The sequence below is a fragment of the Brevundimonas sp. SH203 genome, assembly GCF_002157625.1.
In the GTDB taxonomy this organism is placed as follows: domain Bacteria; phylum Pseudomonadota; class Alphaproteobacteria; order Caulobacterales; family Caulobacteraceae; genus Brevundimonas.
The window spans coordinates 136,405-152,436 of the sequence record NZ_BDMM01000005.1 but is presented as its reverse complement, the minus strand read 5'-3'; the positions used below and the strand labels follow the sequence as shown (position 1 = coordinate 152,436).

Sequence of the window (16,032 nt, the reverse complement as noted above, 5' to 3'; positions counted from 1 at the left end):
AGGCCGCTTACTGCCAGCGGGTGAAGACGCCGCCGCCCTCGTCCCATTCGCCGCCTGCGTCCAGGGCGTCGTCGAAATCGAGCAGACGGTCCAGCAGCAGGCCCGCCACCACGCCGATCAGGGCGACGCCGGCCAGGGTGGCCACGCCCGCGACGCCGACCTTCTGGCTGCGGGTCAGACGGCGACGGCCCTCGGTGTCGATGACCAGCGACTGGCCACGGCGAATCTGGGGACGGGGTTGGCGTTTCATCAGGCGGCGATCCTGTCCTTGGCGGCCTTCTTGACCTTGGTCACGGCGCGTTCCCGCTTCAGCCGCGACAGATGGTCGATGAAAAGCACGCCGTTCAAATGGTCCATCTCGTGCTGGATGCAGACGGCGTAGAGACCCTCGGCCTCCTCCTCCACCGACTGACCGTCACGGTTCAGATAGCGAATGCGGACGCGGGCGGGGCGTTCCACCTTGTCGAAATACTCGGGGATCGACAGGCAGCCTTCCTCGTAGATGTAGAGATCGTCCGAGGTCCACAGAATTTCCGGGTTGGCGAAGAAGCGCGGATTCTTGCGCGCCTCGGCGTTCTCGGCCGCCTCTTCCTCGGTCTCGCAGACGACGCCGTCCCTGTCGCCCAGGTCCATCACGATCACCCGGTCCAGCGCCCCGACCTGAACGGCGGCCAGACCGATGCCGGGCGCGTCGTACATCGTCTCCAGCATATCGTCCATCAGGGCGCGAACGGAGTCGTCGACCGCCGCGACGGGGGTGGAGACCTGTTTCAGGATCGCCAGATCGGCGGCGTTGTCGATGGTGAGGATGCGTCGGATGGCCATGGCCGGGACGTAGGCGCGCCCCGGCGTCAGGTCAAGATTTCCGACCGGCGCGGTCGGACTTGGCGGGCTTCAAGCCTGGCCCGGCAGGGGGCGGGGCTTGCGATGCTCGTCGATGGCGACATAGGTGAAGACGCCCTGGGTCACGCGCACCGAGGCGGCCTGGGGCTGGCCCCGCGCCCGCTTCCAGGCCTCGACCTGGACCCGGATCGAGGTGCGGCCCGAGCCGATGACGTGGGCGTAGATGCTGACCTCGTCGCCGACCGACACCGGCTGGTGAAAGACCATGCCGTCCAGCGCCACGGTGGCGCAGCGCCCGCAGGCCAGTTCGAACGCCGGCGTCGCGCCCGCCACATCCATCTGGGCCAGAAGCCAGCCGCCGAAGATGTCGCCCTCGGGGTTGGTGTCGGCCGGCATGGCGATGATGCGGCCGACGGGCTGGAACTCGGGCGGGCGTTCGGGGGCGTCGGACATGGCGGCGGAACCTGATGGTGAGGAGGCGGCGTCCTTATCGCGGCTTTCGCCGCTTGTCGCGCGCCGTGGCGGGCGGCCTGTCGGATTGCTCCGGGACGGACAGGGTCGGGCGGGAGCCGCCCACGGGCTGGCTGTCGCGCAGGGCCCGCCAGGCGGCGCCCAGCTCCATCGCTGTCAGCAGGTGATCCTGGGTCAGGACTTCGCGGCGCGAGGCCCGAATGCGGCCGATGTCGCCCAGCAGCCGCGAGGCGGCGCGCAGATCCTCGCGCTCGGAGCGCGCGCCCAAATCCTGCAGCCGGGCGAAGCGCCAACCTTGTTCCGGCGGATGCTCCAGCGCCAGAGCGAACCGTTCCTGGGGCGTCAGCGTCGCGGCGACGAAGGTCCAGTCCTCCTTGTCCGGCGCGCGTCGGTAATGGCCGGCCTGGGCCGGCAGGCCCGCCGCCGCATAGACGGCCAGAGCGCCGGCCTCGATCTCGTCCAGCGCCAGGCTGAGCGGGTCGGGTTCGGCCGGCGTGGCATCGTCCGGGCGGTCGAAGGGATCGACCGGATCGGGGACGGCGGCACCGACGGACCTGCGTCGAAACAGGCCCGAGATCAGAGACCGCTCGCCGATCATGACGTCAGCGGTTCAGCGTGCTGGTCACAGACACGTCATAGACGACGCGCGTCAGGCTCTGGACCACCTCGAAGAACTTGCGCATCTCGGCCGCGCCCGCCAGCGGGACATAGATCACGTCTTCCGGCATCACCTGCATATTGGTGGCGGCGAAGACGTTGGCGGCGTCGGCGAAGTCCAACTGATAGACAACCGGCACGCCGCGCGGGGTGGCGGGCTGGGTGATGCCCAGCGCCTGGGCCACCTCGGGACGCTCGAAGCGGAAGATCATCACCCGGCGGGCATTGGCGGTGTTGGTGTTCAGGCCGCCGACCTTGGACATGGCGCCGGTCAGGGTCATGGGACCGGCCGGCATATCCACCTGGGTCACGGCGTTCAGGCCGCCGAAGGTGGAGAAGCGGCGGGGCTTGTACTGGACATTGATCACGTCGCCGCGTTGCAGGCGGACGTTCTCGCCGAACTCGGTCGTCACCGCCGACAGGGGGGCGGTGTAGGTGCGGCCCTCGCGCTGGATCGAGATGGTCAAGTCGTCGGTGGTGCGGGCCGAGCCGCCGGCCGCCGCGATGACGTCCAGGATGCGGTCGCTGTTGACGCCCAGCGGCGCGCGGCCGGGCTGGCGCACGTCGCCCAGCACATTGACGGTGTTGGAGGCGTTTCCGACGATGGAGACCAGCACCTGCGGATTGGCGACCTTGCCGACCAGGGCGCGCCGGATGGCCGACGCCGCCTGGGTCGAGGTCAGGCCCTGGACGCGAACCTGGCCGCCGAAGGGAATGGTCACGGAGCCGGAGCGATCGACCGTGGCGCCCGGCAAGGCCTGATTGCCGCCGGACATGGTCGCGGCGTTGCGGGCCGAGGTCGATCCCGCGCCCGCCCCCAGGGTTCCGCCGAACAGCGAACCGGACGGGTCGAAAATGGAGATGGCCAGGGTGTCGCCCTCGCCGATGATGTCGGCAGGCTGTTGGCTGGACCCGGCGGCGAGCGAGCCGAAGAACTGGGGCGGCACCTGTTTCATCCGCTCCGTGACCTCATAGGTCAGCGGCACCAGGGCGTAGCTGCCCAGGGTCGAGGCGGTGGTGGCCCCGGCGTCGACGGAGGCGCCGGACGGCCCGTCGCGCGGCAGGGTGGAGCAGCCGCCCAGAATGGCGACGATGGCAAGCGGCAGGATGGTGCGCGTCATGAAGCTGGATAGCCCTTGTTCGCGGATTGATTACAAGCCTTTGGTCGCGCTCGCCAGAGGCGAAGCGCTCCGAAGTCCGATGGCGTCGGCGACGATGCGGAAATGCCCGGTCCAGTCGGGTGCGGCGTAGGCGGCGGCGAGGGTAGAAGTCGTCGCGTCGGTCGCGCGTTCGATGGCGTCCAGCCAGCCCAGCCCGTCCAGCGGGTCGATCAACTCGGCGTCCGGCGTCAACTCGCGATGGGGCGGAATGTCCGAGGCGATCAGCCGTAATCCCATGGCGCAGGCCTCGACCGCCGGCAGGTCGAACCCTTCGACGGAGGAGGGGGCCAGGATCGCGCGGGCGCCGCGCATCAGCCGCGCCAGGGCCGCGTCCGACAGGTTTGACGCCTGATGCACCACGCCCCGCAGATTGGGCGAACGCTGCAGGTGGTCCAGAACGGCCTCGTTCTCCCAGCCGTAGCGTCCGACCAGAACCAGCGACGGCGTGCGGTCGCCCATTCGCTCCTCCAGCCGCCGCCACAGGGTCAGCAAAAGGGCCAGGTTCTTGCGCGCCTCGATGGTGCCGACGTGGACGAAATAGGGGCGCGGGGCGACGACCGCCTCGCCGGCGGCGAAGGCCGGCTCAAGGCCCAGGTGGGCGACGTGGATCGGCGGCTGGGGCAGGCCTTCCCTTTGCGCGAAGGCGCGCAGTTCGTCGCCCGTATAGGCCGAGTTGACGATGATCCGGCTGGCGTGACGCAGGGTGTTGGCGACGCGGGCGTGGTGTTTGTCGCCGTCGCCCGGCCGGCAGAACTCGGGATGGGTGATGGGGATCAGGTCGTGGATCAGCACGACCCGCTCTATACCGGCCTCCTCCAGCGCCTTCAGCGCCGTCGGCTCGTGCAGGGTGGTGTGGCCCACGTTCAGATAGAGGTCGGCGTCGGGCAGGGGCGTGGTGTGCCGCGAGCGGAAAAACTGTTTCAGCACCCGCGTCTTGTCGGCGGGCTTGTCCTTGACCGAGGCGGGCGGGGCGCCGATCACCGAGGCGACCGGACGCGCCGCCGCCGTCAGCGCCTCCAGCAGCCGTGCTTCGTGGGCGCGGTCGGCGCTCGTGGAGGCCGCGCCGTTCCAGCGGTCGCGAAGGTCGGCGACGAAACGGCCGAACCAGGCGGGATCGACCGGAACAAGCCGGTTCTTTCGCCCGCGCACCGGCAGGACGGTTACGTCGGGCGCGGTCAGCAGCCACTCCGCATAGGCCAGACAGACCCGGTCCACCCCGGTCGGCGCGGAACGGTCGGCCCGGCTCATCAGCCGGCTGGCGTCATAGAGGATACGCATGATCAGGCGACGTAGCCGGCCTGCATCAGTTCGGCGATATGGACGATGGCCGTGGGTCGTCCGTCCTCGACCACGAACAGATTGGCGATCTTGTTGGCGGTCAGCAGGTCGACGACGTCGCTCATCCGGGCGTCGGGATCGACGGTGATCGGATTGGCGCCCATGATGTCGGACGCCTTCAGATTGGCGGTGTCGCGCTGGAAGGCGCGGCGCAGGTCGCCGTCGGTGACGATCCCGGCCAGAGCGCCCGCTTCGTCCAGCACCGCCACGGCGCCCTTGCGGCCCTCGGTGATGGCCGAGACGACCTCGCCGAAATCGGCGTTCAGCGGCACGCTGGCCGGCACGGCGGCGTTGTCGCCCATCCATTCGCGCACGCTCTGCAGGCTCATGCCCAGAGCGCCGCCCGGATGGTGCAGGCCGAAATCGGTGGCGGTGAACTGGCGTCGATCCATCAGCGCCATGGCCAGTGCGTCGCCCAGCGCCAGGGTCATCAGGGTCGATGTGGTGGGCGCAAGACCGTTGGGGCAGGCCTCCGCCACGCGGGGCATGGTCAGGCAGACGGCGGCGTTGCGGCCCAGGAAGCTGGCCGGCCGCTGGGTGATGGCGATGACGGGAATGTTGTTGCGCTGGCAATAGATCAGCGGGTCGCGCAGTTCGCGGCTCTCGCCCGAGTTGGAGATGGCCAAAAGCGTCACGTCGGGGCGCAGCATGCCCAGATCGCCGTGGCTCATTTCCGCCGGGTGGACGAAGAAGGCGTTGGTGCCGGTCGAGGCCAGGGTGGCGGCGATCTTGCCCCCGATATGACCCGATTTGCCCATGCCCGTGACCACTACATAGCCCGGTCGGCTCATGATCACATCGACCGCCCGCGCCAGCGACACGTCGATGGAGCGTTCCAGCGCCTCCAGCGCCTCGATGTTCAACCGCACGACCTCTCGGGCGCGGTCGGTCATGGCGGCGATGTCCTGAGGCGCGGAAGGGGTGATCTCGTTCATTGATCCCAGCGGCCCGCAACCGGGCTCTCCTTATTGTCGAGACGCGCGCCCCGCGACGGTTGCGCGGAACGGTGCGGCGTCTCCCTTTCAGACGACTTTGTCGGTTTCGGGTCAACCTTTGCCGGGCTGGCGCGTTAGCCTCGCCGGGGAAGTTGAAAAGAGCCTTACGATCCATGCCGTCTCACGCCGGAGCCGCCGAACTGTTGCTTGCGCGTCCGCCTGTCGTCGCCGACGGGATTTCACTGTTTCTGGACATGGACGGGGTGCTGGCGCCGATGGCCCCGACCCCCGACGCCGTGGGGCCGGTCGCGCGCCGGACGGCGGCGCTGAAGGCCGTCGAGGCGCGTCTGGCCGGCCGCGTCGCCATCGTCAGCGGCCGCACCCTGGACGAGATCGACCGGATTTCCGACCACGCCCTGGTGTCCGGCTCGGGCGTGCATGGGCTTGAGCGTCGTCTGAAGGACGGCTCGATCCAGCGCAGCGCCGCCGACGCGGGCGTGGCCCGCGCCCTGGCCGCCTTCAAGATCTTCGCCATCGAACGGCCCGGCGTGATCGTCGAGGACAAGGGCGTTTCGGTCGGCCTGCACTATCGTCAGGCCCCCGACGCGGCGGAGGCCGCCAAGGCGCTGGCGCGGGATCTGGCGGACCAGACCGGCCTGACCTGCCAGCCCGGCCATATGGTGCTGGAGCTGAAGACGCCGGGCGCCGACAAGGGCACGGCCGTCACGGCCTTCATGCAGGAGGCGCCGTTCAGGGGCGCTGCGCCGGTCATGCTGGGTGACGACCTGACCGACGAATACGGGTTCCAGGCGGCGGCGGCGCTGGGCGGGTACGGCGTCCTGGTCGGCCCGGAGCGGAAGACGGCGGCGCGATACCGCCTGAACGACGTGGAAGATGTCCTGACCTGGCTCGAAGCCGTTGCAAAGGCCTGAACCGATGACGCCCAATCTGGACCTGTTTCCCATCGGCAACTGCGCGGTCAGCGCCCTGATCGACCGTCAGGGGCGGTTCGTCTGGGCCTGCGCGCCGCGGGTCGACGGCGATCCCGTCTTCTCGGCCCTGATGGACGGGTCGGCGCCCGACCACGGCTTCTGGTCGATCGAGTTGGACGGCATGGTCGCGATCGAACAATCCTATGTCCGCAACACCCCGGTCCTGCGCACGGTGATGACGGCCGAGGACGGAGCGTCATGCGAGATCATCGACTTCGCTCCGCGCCATCCGAAACATTCGCGCACCTATCGGCCGCTGGCCTTTGCGCGGATCGTGCGGCCGCTGTCGGGCACGCCGCGCATCCGCGTGCGTCTGAGGCCCTCGACCGACTGGGGCGCGCGGCCGGCGCCGCATACCTCCGGCTCCAACCACATCCGCTATCAGTGCGCGGAGGTGACGTTCCGCCTGACCACCGACTGTCCGGTGTCGCATGTTCTGGAGGAGCGGGTGTTCCGGCTGGAACGCGCCCACGCCTTCTTCCTGGGGCCGGACGAAGGCTATGACCAGGACGTGGGCCACGGGGTGCAGGCCGCGCTGGACCGCACCGTCGCCTATTGGCAGGACTGGGTGCGCAAACTCTATCTGCCGCTGGACTATCAGGAGGCGGTGATCCGCGCGGCGATCACGCTGAAACTGTGCGCCTATGAAGAGACGGGGGCCATCGTCGCGGCCATGACGACCTCGGTGCCCGAGTTCAAGGAGAGCGGGCGCAACTGGGACTATCGCTACTGCTGGATTCGCGACGCCTATTACACGGTGCGGGCGCTGAACCGGCTGGGCGCGGTGGACATCCTGGAGAACTATCTCGTCTATCTGAGAAATCTGGTCGACGATTCCGCCGGAGGCCATGTCCAGCCCGTCTATGGCGTGGGGCTGGAGCCGGGGATCGGCGAGAGCATCGTCGAGACGGTTCAGGGCTATCGCGGCATGAAGCCGGTGCGGATCGGCAATCAGGCGCACGAGCATCTGCAACACGACGTGTACGGACAGATCGTCCTACCCCTGGTCCAGGCCTTCTACGATCAGCGCCTGCTGCGCCCCGGCACCATCGAGGACTTCCATGCGCTGGAGAAGGTGGGCGAGCGGGCCTTCGCCATGCACGACCAGACCGACGCGGGCCTGTGGGAGTTCCGCACCATCGCGCGGGTCCACACCTATTCCTCGGTCATGTGCTGGGCCGCCTGCGACCGTCTGGCCAAGGCCGCCGACCATCTGGACCTGCCGGATCGGGCCGAGGCGTGGCGCGACCGGGCGCGCATCATCCGCGAGCGGATCGAGGCCGAGGCCTATCTGCCGGACGAAGGCCGGTTCGCCGCCAGCTATGGCGGGCGCGAACTGGACGCCTCTCTGCTGCAGATGACCGACCTGGGCTTCCTGGAGGCGCACGATCCGCGCCAGGTCGCCACCTTCGACGCCATCGAGCGCGACCTGAAGAAGGGCGGCAACCTGTTCCGCTATGTCGAGCCGGACGACTTCGGCGAGCCGGAGACGGCCTTCAACTTCTGCACCTTCTGGTTCATCGAGGCCCTGCACCAGAACGGCCGGATCGAGGAAGCGCGCGCCATCTTCGAGGAGATGCTGAACCGCCGCACCGCCGCCGGCCTCCTCAGCGAGGACATCTCCATCGAGGACGGCGAACTGTGGGGCAACTACCCCCAGACCTATTCCCTGGTCGGCATCATCAATTGTGCCGTGTTGTTGAGCCGATCCTGGACCGACGTGCGTTGATTGTCTGGCCCCGGGGCTGGGGCCGCCGAACGAAGTGAAATCATGAGCCGACTTATCGTCGTATCCAATCGGGTGTCCGCCCCGACGGACCCTGCCGCCGGGTCGGCCGGCGGCCTGGCCATGGCCCTGTCGGCGGCGCTGCGAAAATATGACGGGCTCTGGTTCGGCTGGTCGGGCGAGACGGTCGAACACTATACCGGCGAGGTGAAGATCGAGGATCGGGCCGGCGTCACCGTCGGCCTGGTCGATCTGGAAGCCCAGGACGTCGACGAATACTACAACGGCTACGCCAACAAGACGCTGTGGCCGCTGTTTCACCACCGCATCGACCTGGCCCAGTACGAGCGGTCGTATGGCGAGGGCTACGAGCGGGTGAACCGCCGCTTCGCCGAGGTGCTGGCGCCGCTGATCCAGCCGGACGATATCATCTGGGTCCACGACTATCACATGATCCCGATGGCGCGGGATTTGCGCCGACTGGGGATCAGGAACCGGATCGGTTTCTTCCTGCATACGCCCTGGCCCGCGCGCCAACTGCTGGTGACGCTGCCGCACCATCGGCGGCTGGTGGAGTCGATGTTCGACTTCGACCTGATCGGTTTTCACACCCGCGAATGGTGCGACCTGTTCACCGACTATGTGGTGTCGGAGGCGCAAGGGGAGTTGTTTGGTCACGGCGGGCTGGAGTGTTTCGGGCGGCGCGTCCAGACGGGCGTCTTCCCCATCGGCATCGACGTCGACGGCTTCCTGGCGGCGCGGAACTCGACTCTGGGCGCCCGCACCTATGACCGGATGGCGGCCTCGGCGGCGTTCCGGTCGATGATCGTGGGCGTGGACCGGCTGGACTATTCCAAGGGTCTGGAGGAACGGCTGCTGGGCTACGAGCAGTTCCTCCACGACAATGCCGCCATGCGGGGCGAGGTCTTCCTGTTGCAGGTCACGCCGATCTCGCGCGACGACGTGGACTCCTATCAGGACATCCGCTCGCGGCTGGACGCCCTGGCCGGGCGGATCAACGGCGCCTTCGCCGACATGGACTGGCAACCGATCCGCTATCTGAACCGCACCTATCGCCGCGATCAGCTGGCCGGCATCTATCGCGCCGCGCGGGTCGGTCTGGTGACGCCGTTGCGCGACGGGATGAATCTGGTGGCCAAGGAATATGTGGCGGCCCAGAACCCGGACGATCCCGGCGTGCTGATCCTGTCGCGCTTCGCCGGGGCGGCCGAACAGATGGGCGAGGCCCTGCTGGTCAATCCCTACAGCCGCGAGGAGCTGTCGGACGCCATCCAGAAAGCCCTGACCATGCCCCAGGCCGAGCGTATTCGGAAATGGCAGGCCCTGATGGAGGTGGTGCGCGCCACAGACGTCGGCATCTGGCGCGACGACTTCGTGCGGGCGCTGCGCGCTGACGAGACGACGGCCCAGCCGACCCAGTGGGCCGGGGCGGCCTAGAGGAATTTCGCGATCCCTTCGGCGTCATCCTCGGGCTCGACCCGAGGATCGGGGGCTGGTCGGGCATTACGCTGAACGGTGACGCAAATCGGCGGAACGTCCGGCCCTCGGGGCGAGCCCGAGGGTGACGGAGGGGGGATTTATCGCACGTCGAAGGCCAGCATCAGGGTGCGTTGGGCCGGGTTGAAGTTGTCGTCCGACAGGATGTAGAGCCGTGTCGCCCCGTTGCGGCGCTCGGCGGCGATCCCCTCGAAATTGTCGGTCGTGCCGGGCAGTTTCAGCTCGATCAGAACCGGCCCCAGCGTTCCGTCCGCCGCCATGCGGCGCACATGGGCGCGGACGTCGATGGGCGCGCGATAGCGGCGCTGGACGACGAACCATCCGTTCCCGGACGGATCGCGGTCGATGCCGGTGATGCGGTACTCGCTGTCGGGGATCGGCGTGGCGGGCGGCGGCGCGACGACCGTGCAGCGGGCGGGGGTGCAGTCCCACACCCCGCCGGCCTCGCCGCCCACGCGCCAGCCGTTCGGTCCGGCCGCCAGCCCCTCCATCCCGTCGTTCTCGGTGAAGGGGAAGTCGGGCGCGCGCATCGGCGTCGGCCGGTCGGTCAGGGCGTTCAGCGGCCCATAGTTCCAGATGCGGTGACGGCGTTCGAAACTGACCAGCAGATCGCCGGACGCGGTCAGGGCCAGACCCTCGGCGTCGCCGTCCGACTTGTCCGAGATCGGTCGGCCATCCGCCAGCGTCAGCCGCCGGGTGCGGAAATGATCCAAGCCGATCAGCCGGCCGTGCGCGTCCAGACGAATGTCGCCGCGCACCAGATCGCCGACGTCCGAGACGGTGACGAAGCCGCCGTCGCCGGTCAGCTTTAGGTCCGACAGGCTGTGCAGCGGCGAGGTGGGCGTCGCCAGTATGTTCAGCCCGCCCGCGAACCGCACGCCCGGCGCCAGAACCGCGCCGCCGGGCAGGCCCAGGCCCACGCTGCGCAGTTCCGCCACGGCCGGGGTCCAGCCGTCCTCCGCCAACGGATAGGGGCGGGGCGCGCCCAGCGAGGCGGCGCAGGCGGTCAGGGACAGGGCGGCCCACAGGACCGCCAGGCGGCGAAACCGGCTCATGCCGCGATCCTACCCCGTGACCGGCGCGCAGGCGCGGCCGCGCCCTCGTTCTCGAACAGTTCGGCCAGTTTCTCGGTCATGGCCCCGGCCAGTTGCTCCACATCCACGATGGTCAGGGCCTTGCGATACCAGCGGGTCACGTCGTGACCGATGCCGATGGCCAGAAGCTCGACCGGCGAACGGTCCTCGATCTCGGCGATCACCTGACGCAGGTGCTTGTCCAGATACAGGGCGGCGTTGGCCGACTGGGTCGAATCGTCGACCGGCGAGCCGTCGGAAATCACCATCAGAATGCGACGCTGCTCGGTGCGGGCCAACAGGCGGCCGTGCGCCCATTGCAGGGCCTCGCCGTCGATGTTCTCCTTCAGCAGCCCCTCGCGCATCATCAGGCCCAGGTTCTTCTTGGCCCGGCGCCAAGGCGCGTCGGCGGCCTTGTAGATGATGTGGCGCAGGTCATTCAGGCGGCCGGGATTTTGCGGCTTGCCGGCGGTGATCCAGGCTTCGCGGCTCTGACCGCCCTTCCAGGCGCGGGTGGTGAAGCCCAGGATCTCGACCTTGACCCCGCACCGTTCCAGCGTCCGCGCCAGGATGTCGGCGCAGACCGCCGCCACCATGATCGGCCGCCCGCGCATGGAGCCGGAGTTGTCCAGCAACAGGGTCACGACCGTGTCGCGGAACGGGCTTTCGCTCTCGGCCTTGAACGACAGGGGGGCGGTCGGGTCGGTGACGATCCGGGTCAGCCGGGCCGTGTCCAGCATCCCCTCTTCCAGATCGAAGACCCAGGCGCGGTTCTGTTGCGCCAACAGCCGGCGCTGCAGCTTGTTGGCCAGGCGCGACACCACGCTGGACAGGATGGCCAGCTGGCCGTCCAGCAGGGCGCGCAGCCGATCCAGCTCGACCGGATCGCACAGGTCGGCGGCGTCGATCACCTCGTCGAAGGCGGTGGTGAAGACGCGATAGGCGTCCACCGCCCGACCGTCGTCGGCGGTCTGCTGGCGGTTCGGCTGCTGGCCTTCCTGAAGCTCCGGCCCCTCGTCGGCGCCTTCGCCCTGGGGGTCGGTCGGGGCGCCGTCCGGGCGGCTCTCGCGTTCTTCGTCCGAGGACTGATCGTCGGCGTCGCCCTCCATCGACTGGCCGCCTTCGCCGCCGTCCTCTTCCTCCTCCTGATCCTGGTCGTCGTTGGAGGCGGGGTCCTGAGGGTCCGGTTCCTCGTCGCCGGGGTCTTCGGAGGCGTCCTCGCCGCGCCCGTCGCCGGGGTCCAGGTCCAGGGCGCGCAGCACCTCGTGCATCTTGCGGGCGAAGGCTTCCTGATCGCCGGCGGTCCCGGCCAGGGCGTCCAGCCTGGCGCCGGCCTTGGCCTCGATATTGGCGCGCACCAGGTCCAGCATGGCCCGGGCGCCGTCGGGCGCGGGCCGTCCGGTCAGCCGCTCGCGCACCAGAAGGGCCACGGCCTCGGACACGGGCACGCGCTCGGCCTCATTGATCCGCAGGGCGCCGCTCTTCTCTAGCCGCGTCACCAGGGCGGCGCCCAGATTGTCGCGCACCCCGGCTAAATGTTCGGACCCGAACGCCTCGACCCGCGCCTGTTCGACCGCGTCGAACACCTCGGCCGCCTTGGCGTCGGCGGGGCGCATCCGGCCGTCCAGCGCCGGGTCGTGATTGGCCAGACGCAAGGCCAGCCGGTCGGCCTGACCCCGCAGGGCGGCGCTCTCCGGCTCGGACGGATCGCGCGGCGGATGGGGCAGGGTCAGGATGCCGTTCGACAGGCGCGGCCCGTCCGATCCGAAGGCGACCTCCAGCTCCGGCTGTTCGGCCAGGGCCCGCGCGGCGTGACCCAGCGCGCGCTTGAAGGTTTCGGCGGGGGTGTCCGGGGCGGCCATGCCCCTCAGTTAGTCGGTTCGCGCCTGCGATAAAAGCGTCGTCAGGCCGGTTTTCGCATCGGCAGCCGCCGCCCATAGGTCAGGCAGCGCCACAGCCATTCGGCCGGTCCCATCTCGAAACGCGACAGCCACAGCGGCGACCAGATCAGCTGCAACACCCAGACGCCGATCACGATGCCCCACAGCATCGGCCGATCCACCTGGCCCATCAGCCCCAGTCCCCGCCCGCCCCAGAACAGGCTGGTCATGAGGATCGACTGGGCCAGATAGTTGCTCAGCGCCATCCGGCCCGCCGCCGCCAGCGGTTTCAACGCGCCCGCCCGGCCCGCCTTCCACATCAGGATCAGGAGGGAGGCGTAGCCCAGGCCGATCAGGGGATTGAGCAGCCCCTCGACCCCGGCGGTCCACATCATCCGGGCCTCGGCCATGTCGTCCAGCCAGCTCAGGCCGCAGACCGCCGCCAGGGCCAGGGCGCCCGCCGCCGCGACGCCGCGATAGAGGCGGGCGGACAACGATCCGCTCAGAAACCCGGTCTTGAACAGGCCCAGGCCGATCATCATCAGCCCAACGGTCGGGAAGACGAAGACCATCAGGCTGGACGACTGCAGCTCCAGCCAGGCGCTGAAGTTCTGGCGATAGGCGCCGGCCAGCGATCCGGCGGCGTCGGCGATGTCGGCCCGCGTCTGGGCGATCTGGGCCGCCGACGGGGTCAGTTCGGCGGCGATGCGCGCCTGCACGTCGGCCGGCGCTGCATACAGGGCCAAAGGTCCCGCGACCTGGATCAGCGAGAAGGCGATGAACAGCACCAGTCCGACCCGGAACAGGACGACCGGCCGCCACGACCGCGCCAGCATCACGAACAGCCCCGACCAGGCGTAGAGCAGCAGCACGTCGCCCCACCAGATCGCCAGCCCGTGGACCAGGGCGATGACCGCCAGCCAGAACAGCCGCCGCCTCAGCCGCCGCCCGCGCGCGACATCCGCCCGCTCGCCCCCGACCAGGAACAGCGAGGCGCCGAACAGCATGGAGAACAGGGCGATGAACTTCTGATGGAACAGGGTGTCCACGACCCACTGGGCCGCCGTCGACGCCCCCGTCTCGGGAAAGGGCCACAGGCCGTATCCGCCATAGGCCGACAGCGGGGCGGCGAAACCCGCCGCATTGACCGCCAATATGCCCAGAACCGCCAGGCCGCGCACCAGATCCAGCGTGGCGATCCGCTCGACGACGGGACCGGCGGGGGCGTCTGGCTGCGGCATGCTGAAAGGCCCCGTCATTGTCGATCGGCGCGAGGTTTCCGCATCGAGGGCGTCGGCGTCAATCCCGGATGGGTCCGGCCCGACCCGGACGGCCGCGATCAGCCCTTGGGCATCAGACCCAGGCGATCCTTGACCGCCGGCTTGGCCTCGAAGGCGATGAAGGCCGCGCACAGCCCGGCCCACAGGGCGTAGCTGACGCCCACCACCATGGCCAGCGGCAGGCCGCCGACGCCGAAGATCAGCAGCGTCGTCTCCGTCGCCCCCAGGGCCTGCATCACGTCGGTCGCCTCGAACCAGCCCATCACGCTCATGCCCAGGGCGACGACGACCTGCACCACGGCCGCCGTCAGGCCGCCATACAGCATGAAGCGCCACACCACGCCCAGCCGCGTGCCCGGCCGCCCGTCGCGCCGACGCTCGCCCATGACGCGATACAGCGCCAGAGGCACGGCGATCAGGCCGATCAGCAGCACCACCAGCCGCCAGTCCGTGTCGCGCCCCGGCATGACCGCATGGGGTCGCCAGATCAGCAACGTCAGCCACAGCGGCGGCCAGGCCGCCCCCGCCAGACAGGCCAGAACGGGATAGAGCGGCGCCGGACGCGCCGCGATGGTCGCCTGACCCGGCAGGTCGGAATAGGTTTCGAACCGGCTCATCGCGTCGGCGCCGGCGTGGGGCCGGAATAGTCGTAGAAGCCGCGCCCGCTCTTGCGGCCCAGCCAGCCGGCCTCGACATATTTCACCAGCAGCGGGCAGGGGCGGTATTTGCTGTCGGCCAGGCCGTCGTACAGCACGTTCATGATGGCCAGGACCACGTCCAGCCCCATGAAGTCCGCCAGTTCCAGCGGCCCCATCGGGTGATTGGCCCCCAGACGCAGCGCCTTGTCGATGGAGGCGACGTTGCCGACCCCTTCATACAGGGCGAAGATCGCCTCGTTCATCATCGGCACCAGGATGCGGTTGACGATGAAGGCGGGGAAATCCTCGGCGTCGGTCGTGGTCTTGCCCAGGCTCTCGGCGAAGGCGACGGCGGCGGAATGGGTCTCGGCCGAGGTGGCGATGCCGCGCACGATCTCGACCAGTTTCATGATCGGCGCCGGCTTCATGAAGTGCAGGCCCACGAACCGATCCGGCCGATCCGTCGCCGACGCCAGGCGGGTGATCGAGATGGACGAGGTGTTGGACGCGATCAGCGTCTGCGGACCCAGGTGCGGCAGAACCTCGGCATAGACGGCCTTCTTGACCGCCTCGTCCTCCAGCGTGGCCTCGATGACCAGATCGGCGCCCGCCACCGCCTCGGCGATCCCGGCGGCCGGAGTGATGCGGGCCAGGGCGGCGTCGGCGGCCGCCTGATCCACCAGGCCGCGCCCCGCCTGCCGGGCCAGGCTGGCGGCGATCTCGCCCTGGGCCATCGGCAGACGGCCGGCGGCGACGTCGTACAGCCGCACCGAATAGCCTCCCAGCGCGACGGCCTGGGCGATGCCTGCGCCCATCTGTCCGGCGCCCAGAATGGCGACTGTGGAAATCGTGCTCATGAACCGTGGTCGAAAGTGGTCGGGCGGGCACCTTTAGAAAGGACGGCGCGCGGCGCAAGAGCGGATCGCCCCCTATCGACCAGATTCCCGCCGTCCGTGTCGCCTCAGCCCAGCAACTGAATCAGCGCCGGCGCCGCCGTGCGGTTGAACAGCACGCCCAGGAACTGCAGCAGCAGGATCACCACGATGGGCGAAATGTCGATGCCGCCCAGGTTCGGAATGATGCGGCGGAACGGCTCCAGCAGGGGCGCGGTCACGCGATCCAGGAAGGTCCCCACCGAATAGACGAAGCGGTTGCGATAGTTGACGACGTCGAACGCCACCAGCCAGCTCAATATGGCCTGGGCGATGATGAACCAGATCATCAGACTGATGACGGTGTTGATCAACCAGACGATCGCGTAGCCCATGAACCCTGCCTCTATATTCGAACGCGGCTTCTAGCGGTTCGCCCCCCGCCCGACAACGCCCGTCGCGCGCCTGCGCCGATTGCGCGCACAAGCCCGTTGACACCACGCCCGCGCGCCTTCTATGTCGCGCCTCGCCTGTGAAACCCGATCCAGCGCCGGAACGGGGCCGTAGCTCAGTTGGTAGAGCGCGTCGTTCGCAATGACGAGGTCAGGGGTTCGACTCCCCTCGGCTCCACCAGGCGGTTTCCTTAAAT

16 protein-coding genes and 1 tRNA gene are annotated in these 16,032 nt (G+C 69.0%); 4 read left to right on the top strand and 13 right to left on the bottom strand.

Going from position 1 to position 16,032, the window contains the following annotated elements; all coding sequences use genetic code 11:
- Positions 1 to 7: 7 nt before the first annotated feature.
- The 7 genes from SH203_RS11910 to SH203_RS11880 all read right to left on the bottom strand — a co-directional run bounded on the left by SH203_RS11910 (position 8) and on the right by SH203_RS11880 (position 5,404).
- Positions 8 to 250, bottom strand: a complete 243-nt coding sequence (locus SH203_RS11910) for a hypothetical protein (protein ID WP_087121156.1) — start codon at positions 248 to 250, stop codon at positions 8 to 10.
- Positions 250 to 825, bottom strand: a complete 576-nt coding sequence (def, locus tag SH203_RS11905; RefSeq protein ID WP_087121155.1) for a peptide deformylase — start codon at positions 823 to 825, stop codon at positions 250 to 252. Before def ends, SH203_RS11910 begins: the two co-directional genes overlap by 1 nt.
- 69 nt (positions 826 to 894) lie before the next feature.
- Positions 895 to 1,296 (bottom strand): acyl-CoA thioesterase, encoded by a 402-nt coding sequence (locus SH203_RS11900; protein WP_087121154.1) that lies wholly within the window; start codon positions 1,294 to 1,296, stop codon positions 895 to 897.
- Positions 1,297 to 1,330: 34 nt separating this feature from the next.
- Positions 1,331 to 1,912: a hypothetical protein gene (locus SH203_RS11895; protein ID WP_087121153.1), complete on the bottom strand. Its 582-nt coding sequence runs from the start codon at positions 1,910 to 1,912 to the stop codon at positions 1,331 to 1,333.
- A gap of 4 nt (positions 1,913 to 1,916) precedes the next feature.
- A complete protein-coding gene (locus SH203_RS11890) occupies positions 1,917 to 3,092 on the bottom strand; it encodes a polysaccharide biosynthesis/export family protein (RefSeq protein WP_087121152.1) in 1,176 nt (391 codons plus the stop codon).
- A 30-nt stretch (positions 3,093 to 3,122) separates the two neighbouring features.
- Positions 3,123 to 4,409: a glycosyltransferase family 1 protein gene (locus SH203_RS11885; protein WP_087121151.1), complete on the bottom strand. Its 1,287-nt coding sequence runs from the start codon at positions 4,407 to 4,409 to the stop codon at positions 3,123 to 3,125.
- 2 nt (positions 4,410 to 4,411) lie between these two features.
- A complete protein-coding gene (locus SH203_RS11880) occupies positions 4,412 to 5,404 on the bottom strand; it encodes an SIS domain-containing protein (protein WP_087121150.1) in 993 nt (330 codons plus the stop codon).
- A gap of 173 nt (positions 5,405 to 5,577) precedes the next feature.
- Between SH203_RS11880 and otsB the strand changes: the two genes are divergently transcribed.
- Genes otsB through SH203_RS11865 form a run of 3 tightly spaced genes read left to right on the top strand, consistent with a single transcriptional unit; the run spans position 5,578 to position 9,580 of the window.
- Positions 5,578 to 6,336 (top strand): trehalose-phosphatase, encoded by a 759-nt coding sequence (gene otsB / locus SH203_RS11875; RefSeq protein WP_234989488.1) that lies wholly within the window; start codon positions 5,578 to 5,580, stop codon positions 6,334 to 6,336.
- Positions 6,337 to 6,340: 4 nt separating this feature from the next.
- Entirely contained in the window at positions 6,341 to 8,125 is a 1,785-nt protein-coding gene (locus tag SH203_RS11870) for a glycoside hydrolase family 15 protein (RefSeq protein WP_087121149.1), read from the top strand.
- A 42-nt stretch (positions 8,126 to 8,167) separates the two neighbouring features.
- On the top strand, positions 8,168 to 9,580 hold the full coding sequence (locus tag SH203_RS11865; protein WP_087121148.1) for a trehalose-6-phosphate synthase: 1,413 nt from the start codon (positions 8,168 to 8,170) through the stop codon (positions 9,578 to 9,580).
- A gap of 140 nt (positions 9,581 to 9,720) precedes the next feature.
- Here the strand turns inward: SH203_RS11865 and SH203_RS11860 are convergent, their stop codons facing one another.
- The 6 genes from SH203_RS11860 to SH203_RS11835 all read right to left on the bottom strand — a co-directional run bounded on the left by SH203_RS11860 (position 9,721) and on the right by SH203_RS11835 (position 15,778).
- Complete coding sequence (locus SH203_RS11860; RefSeq protein WP_087121147.1) at positions 9,721 to 10,695, bottom strand: esterase-like activity of phytase family protein; 975 nt, start codon at positions 10,693 to 10,695, stop codon at positions 9,721 to 9,723.
- Complete coding sequence (cobT, locus tag SH203_RS11855; RefSeq protein ID WP_087121146.1) at positions 10,692 to 12,575, bottom strand: cobaltochelatase subunit CobT; 1,884 nt, start codon at positions 12,573 to 12,575, stop codon at positions 10,692 to 10,694. Before cobT ends, SH203_RS11860 begins: the two co-directional genes overlap by 4 nt.
- Positions 12,576 to 12,616: 41 nt before the next feature.
- The gene (locus tag SH203_RS11850) at positions 12,617 to 13,834 is read right to left on the bottom strand and encodes a DUF418 domain-containing protein (RefSeq protein WP_087121145.1); all 1,218 of its coding nucleotides are present in this window, start codon (positions 13,832 to 13,834) and stop codon (positions 12,617 to 12,619) included.
- Between the two features lie 98 nt (positions 13,835 to 13,932).
- Positions 13,933 to 14,490 carry a phthalate transporter gene (locus tag SH203_RS11845; RefSeq protein WP_087121144.1) on the bottom strand — a complete coding sequence of 186 codons (558 nt, stop codon included), beginning with the start codon at positions 14,488 to 14,490 and terminating at the stop codon, positions 13,933 to 13,935.
- Entirely contained in the window at positions 14,487 to 15,368 is an 882-nt protein-coding gene (locus SH203_RS11840) for a 3-hydroxybutyryl-CoA dehydrogenase (RefSeq protein ID WP_087121143.1), read from the bottom strand. The genes SH203_RS11845 and SH203_RS11840 overlap by 4 nt, the downstream gene beginning before the upstream one ends.
- 104 nt (positions 15,369 to 15,472) lie before the next feature.
- A complete protein-coding gene (locus SH203_RS11835) occupies positions 15,473 to 15,778 on the bottom strand; it encodes a YggT family protein (RefSeq protein WP_087121142.1) in 306 nt (101 codons plus the stop codon).
- Between the two features lie 162 nt (positions 15,779 to 15,940).
- Between SH203_RS11835 and SH203_RS11830 the strand changes: the two genes are divergently transcribed.
- Positions 15,941 to 16,016: transfer RNA gene (locus SH203_RS11830), tRNA-Ala, on the top strand.
- The last annotated feature ends 16 nt before the right edge of the window (positions 16,017 to 16,032 follow it).

Excerpts from the sequence above, each read along its gene's own strand:
- SH203_RS11910 (WP_087121156.1), bottom strand. The coding sequence starts at position 250 with ATGAAACGCCAACCCCGTCCCCAGATTCGCCGTGGCCAGTCGCTGGTC.
- def (WP_087121155.1), bottom strand. The coding sequence starts at position 825 with ATGGCCATCCGACGCATCCTCACCATCGACAACGCCGCCGATCTGGCG.
- SH203_RS11900 (WP_087121154.1), bottom strand. The coding sequence starts at position 1,296 with ATGTCCGACGCCCCCGAACGCCCGCCCGAGTTCCAGCCCGTCGGCCGC.
- SH203_RS11895 (WP_087121153.1), bottom strand. The coding sequence starts at position 1,912 with ATGATCGGCGAGCGGTCTCTGATCTCGGGCCTGTTTCGACGCAGGTCC.
- SH203_RS11890 (WP_087121152.1), bottom strand. The coding sequence starts at position 3,092 with ATGACGCGCACCATCCTGCCGCTTGCCATCGTCGCCATTCTGGGCGGC.
- SH203_RS11885 (WP_087121151.1), bottom strand. The coding sequence starts at position 4,409 with ATGCGTATCCTCTATGACGCCAGCCGGCTGATGAGCCGGGCCGACCGT.
- SH203_RS11880 (WP_087121150.1), bottom strand. The coding sequence starts at position 5,404 with ATGAACGAGATCACCCCTTCCGCGCCTCAGGACATCGCCGCCATGACC.
- otsB (WP_234989488.1), top strand. The coding sequence starts at position 5,578 with ATGCCGTCTCACGCCGGAGCCGCCGAACTGTTGCTTGCGCGTCCGCCT.
- SH203_RS11870 (WP_087121149.1), top strand. The coding sequence starts at position 6,341 with ATGACGCCCAATCTGGACCTGTTTCCCATCGGCAACTGCGCGGTCAGC.
- SH203_RS11865 (WP_087121148.1), top strand. The coding sequence starts at position 8,168 with ATGAGCCGACTTATCGTCGTATCCAATCGGGTGTCCGCCCCGACGGAC.
- SH203_RS11860 (WP_087121147.1), bottom strand. The coding sequence starts at position 10,695 with ATGAGCCGGTTTCGCCGCCTGGCGGTCCTGTGGGCCGCCCTGTCCCTG.
- cobT (WP_087121146.1), bottom strand. The coding sequence starts at position 12,575 with ATGGCCGCCCCGGACACCCCCGCCGAAACCTTCAAGCGCGCGCTGGGT.
- SH203_RS11850 (WP_087121145.1), bottom strand. The coding sequence starts at position 13,834 with ATGCCGCAGCCAGACGCCCCCGCCGGTCCCGTCGTCGAGCGGATCGCC.
- SH203_RS11845 (WP_087121144.1), bottom strand. The coding sequence starts at position 14,490 with ATGAGCCGGTTCGAAACCTATTCCGACCTGCCGGGTCAGGCGACCATC.
- SH203_RS11840 (WP_087121143.1), bottom strand. The coding sequence starts at position 15,368 with ATGAGCACGATTTCCACAGTCGCCATTCTGGGCGCCGGACAGATGGGC.
- SH203_RS11835 (WP_087121142.1), bottom strand. The coding sequence starts at position 15,778 with ATGGGCTACGCGATCGTCTGGTTGATCAACACCGTCATCAGTCTGATG.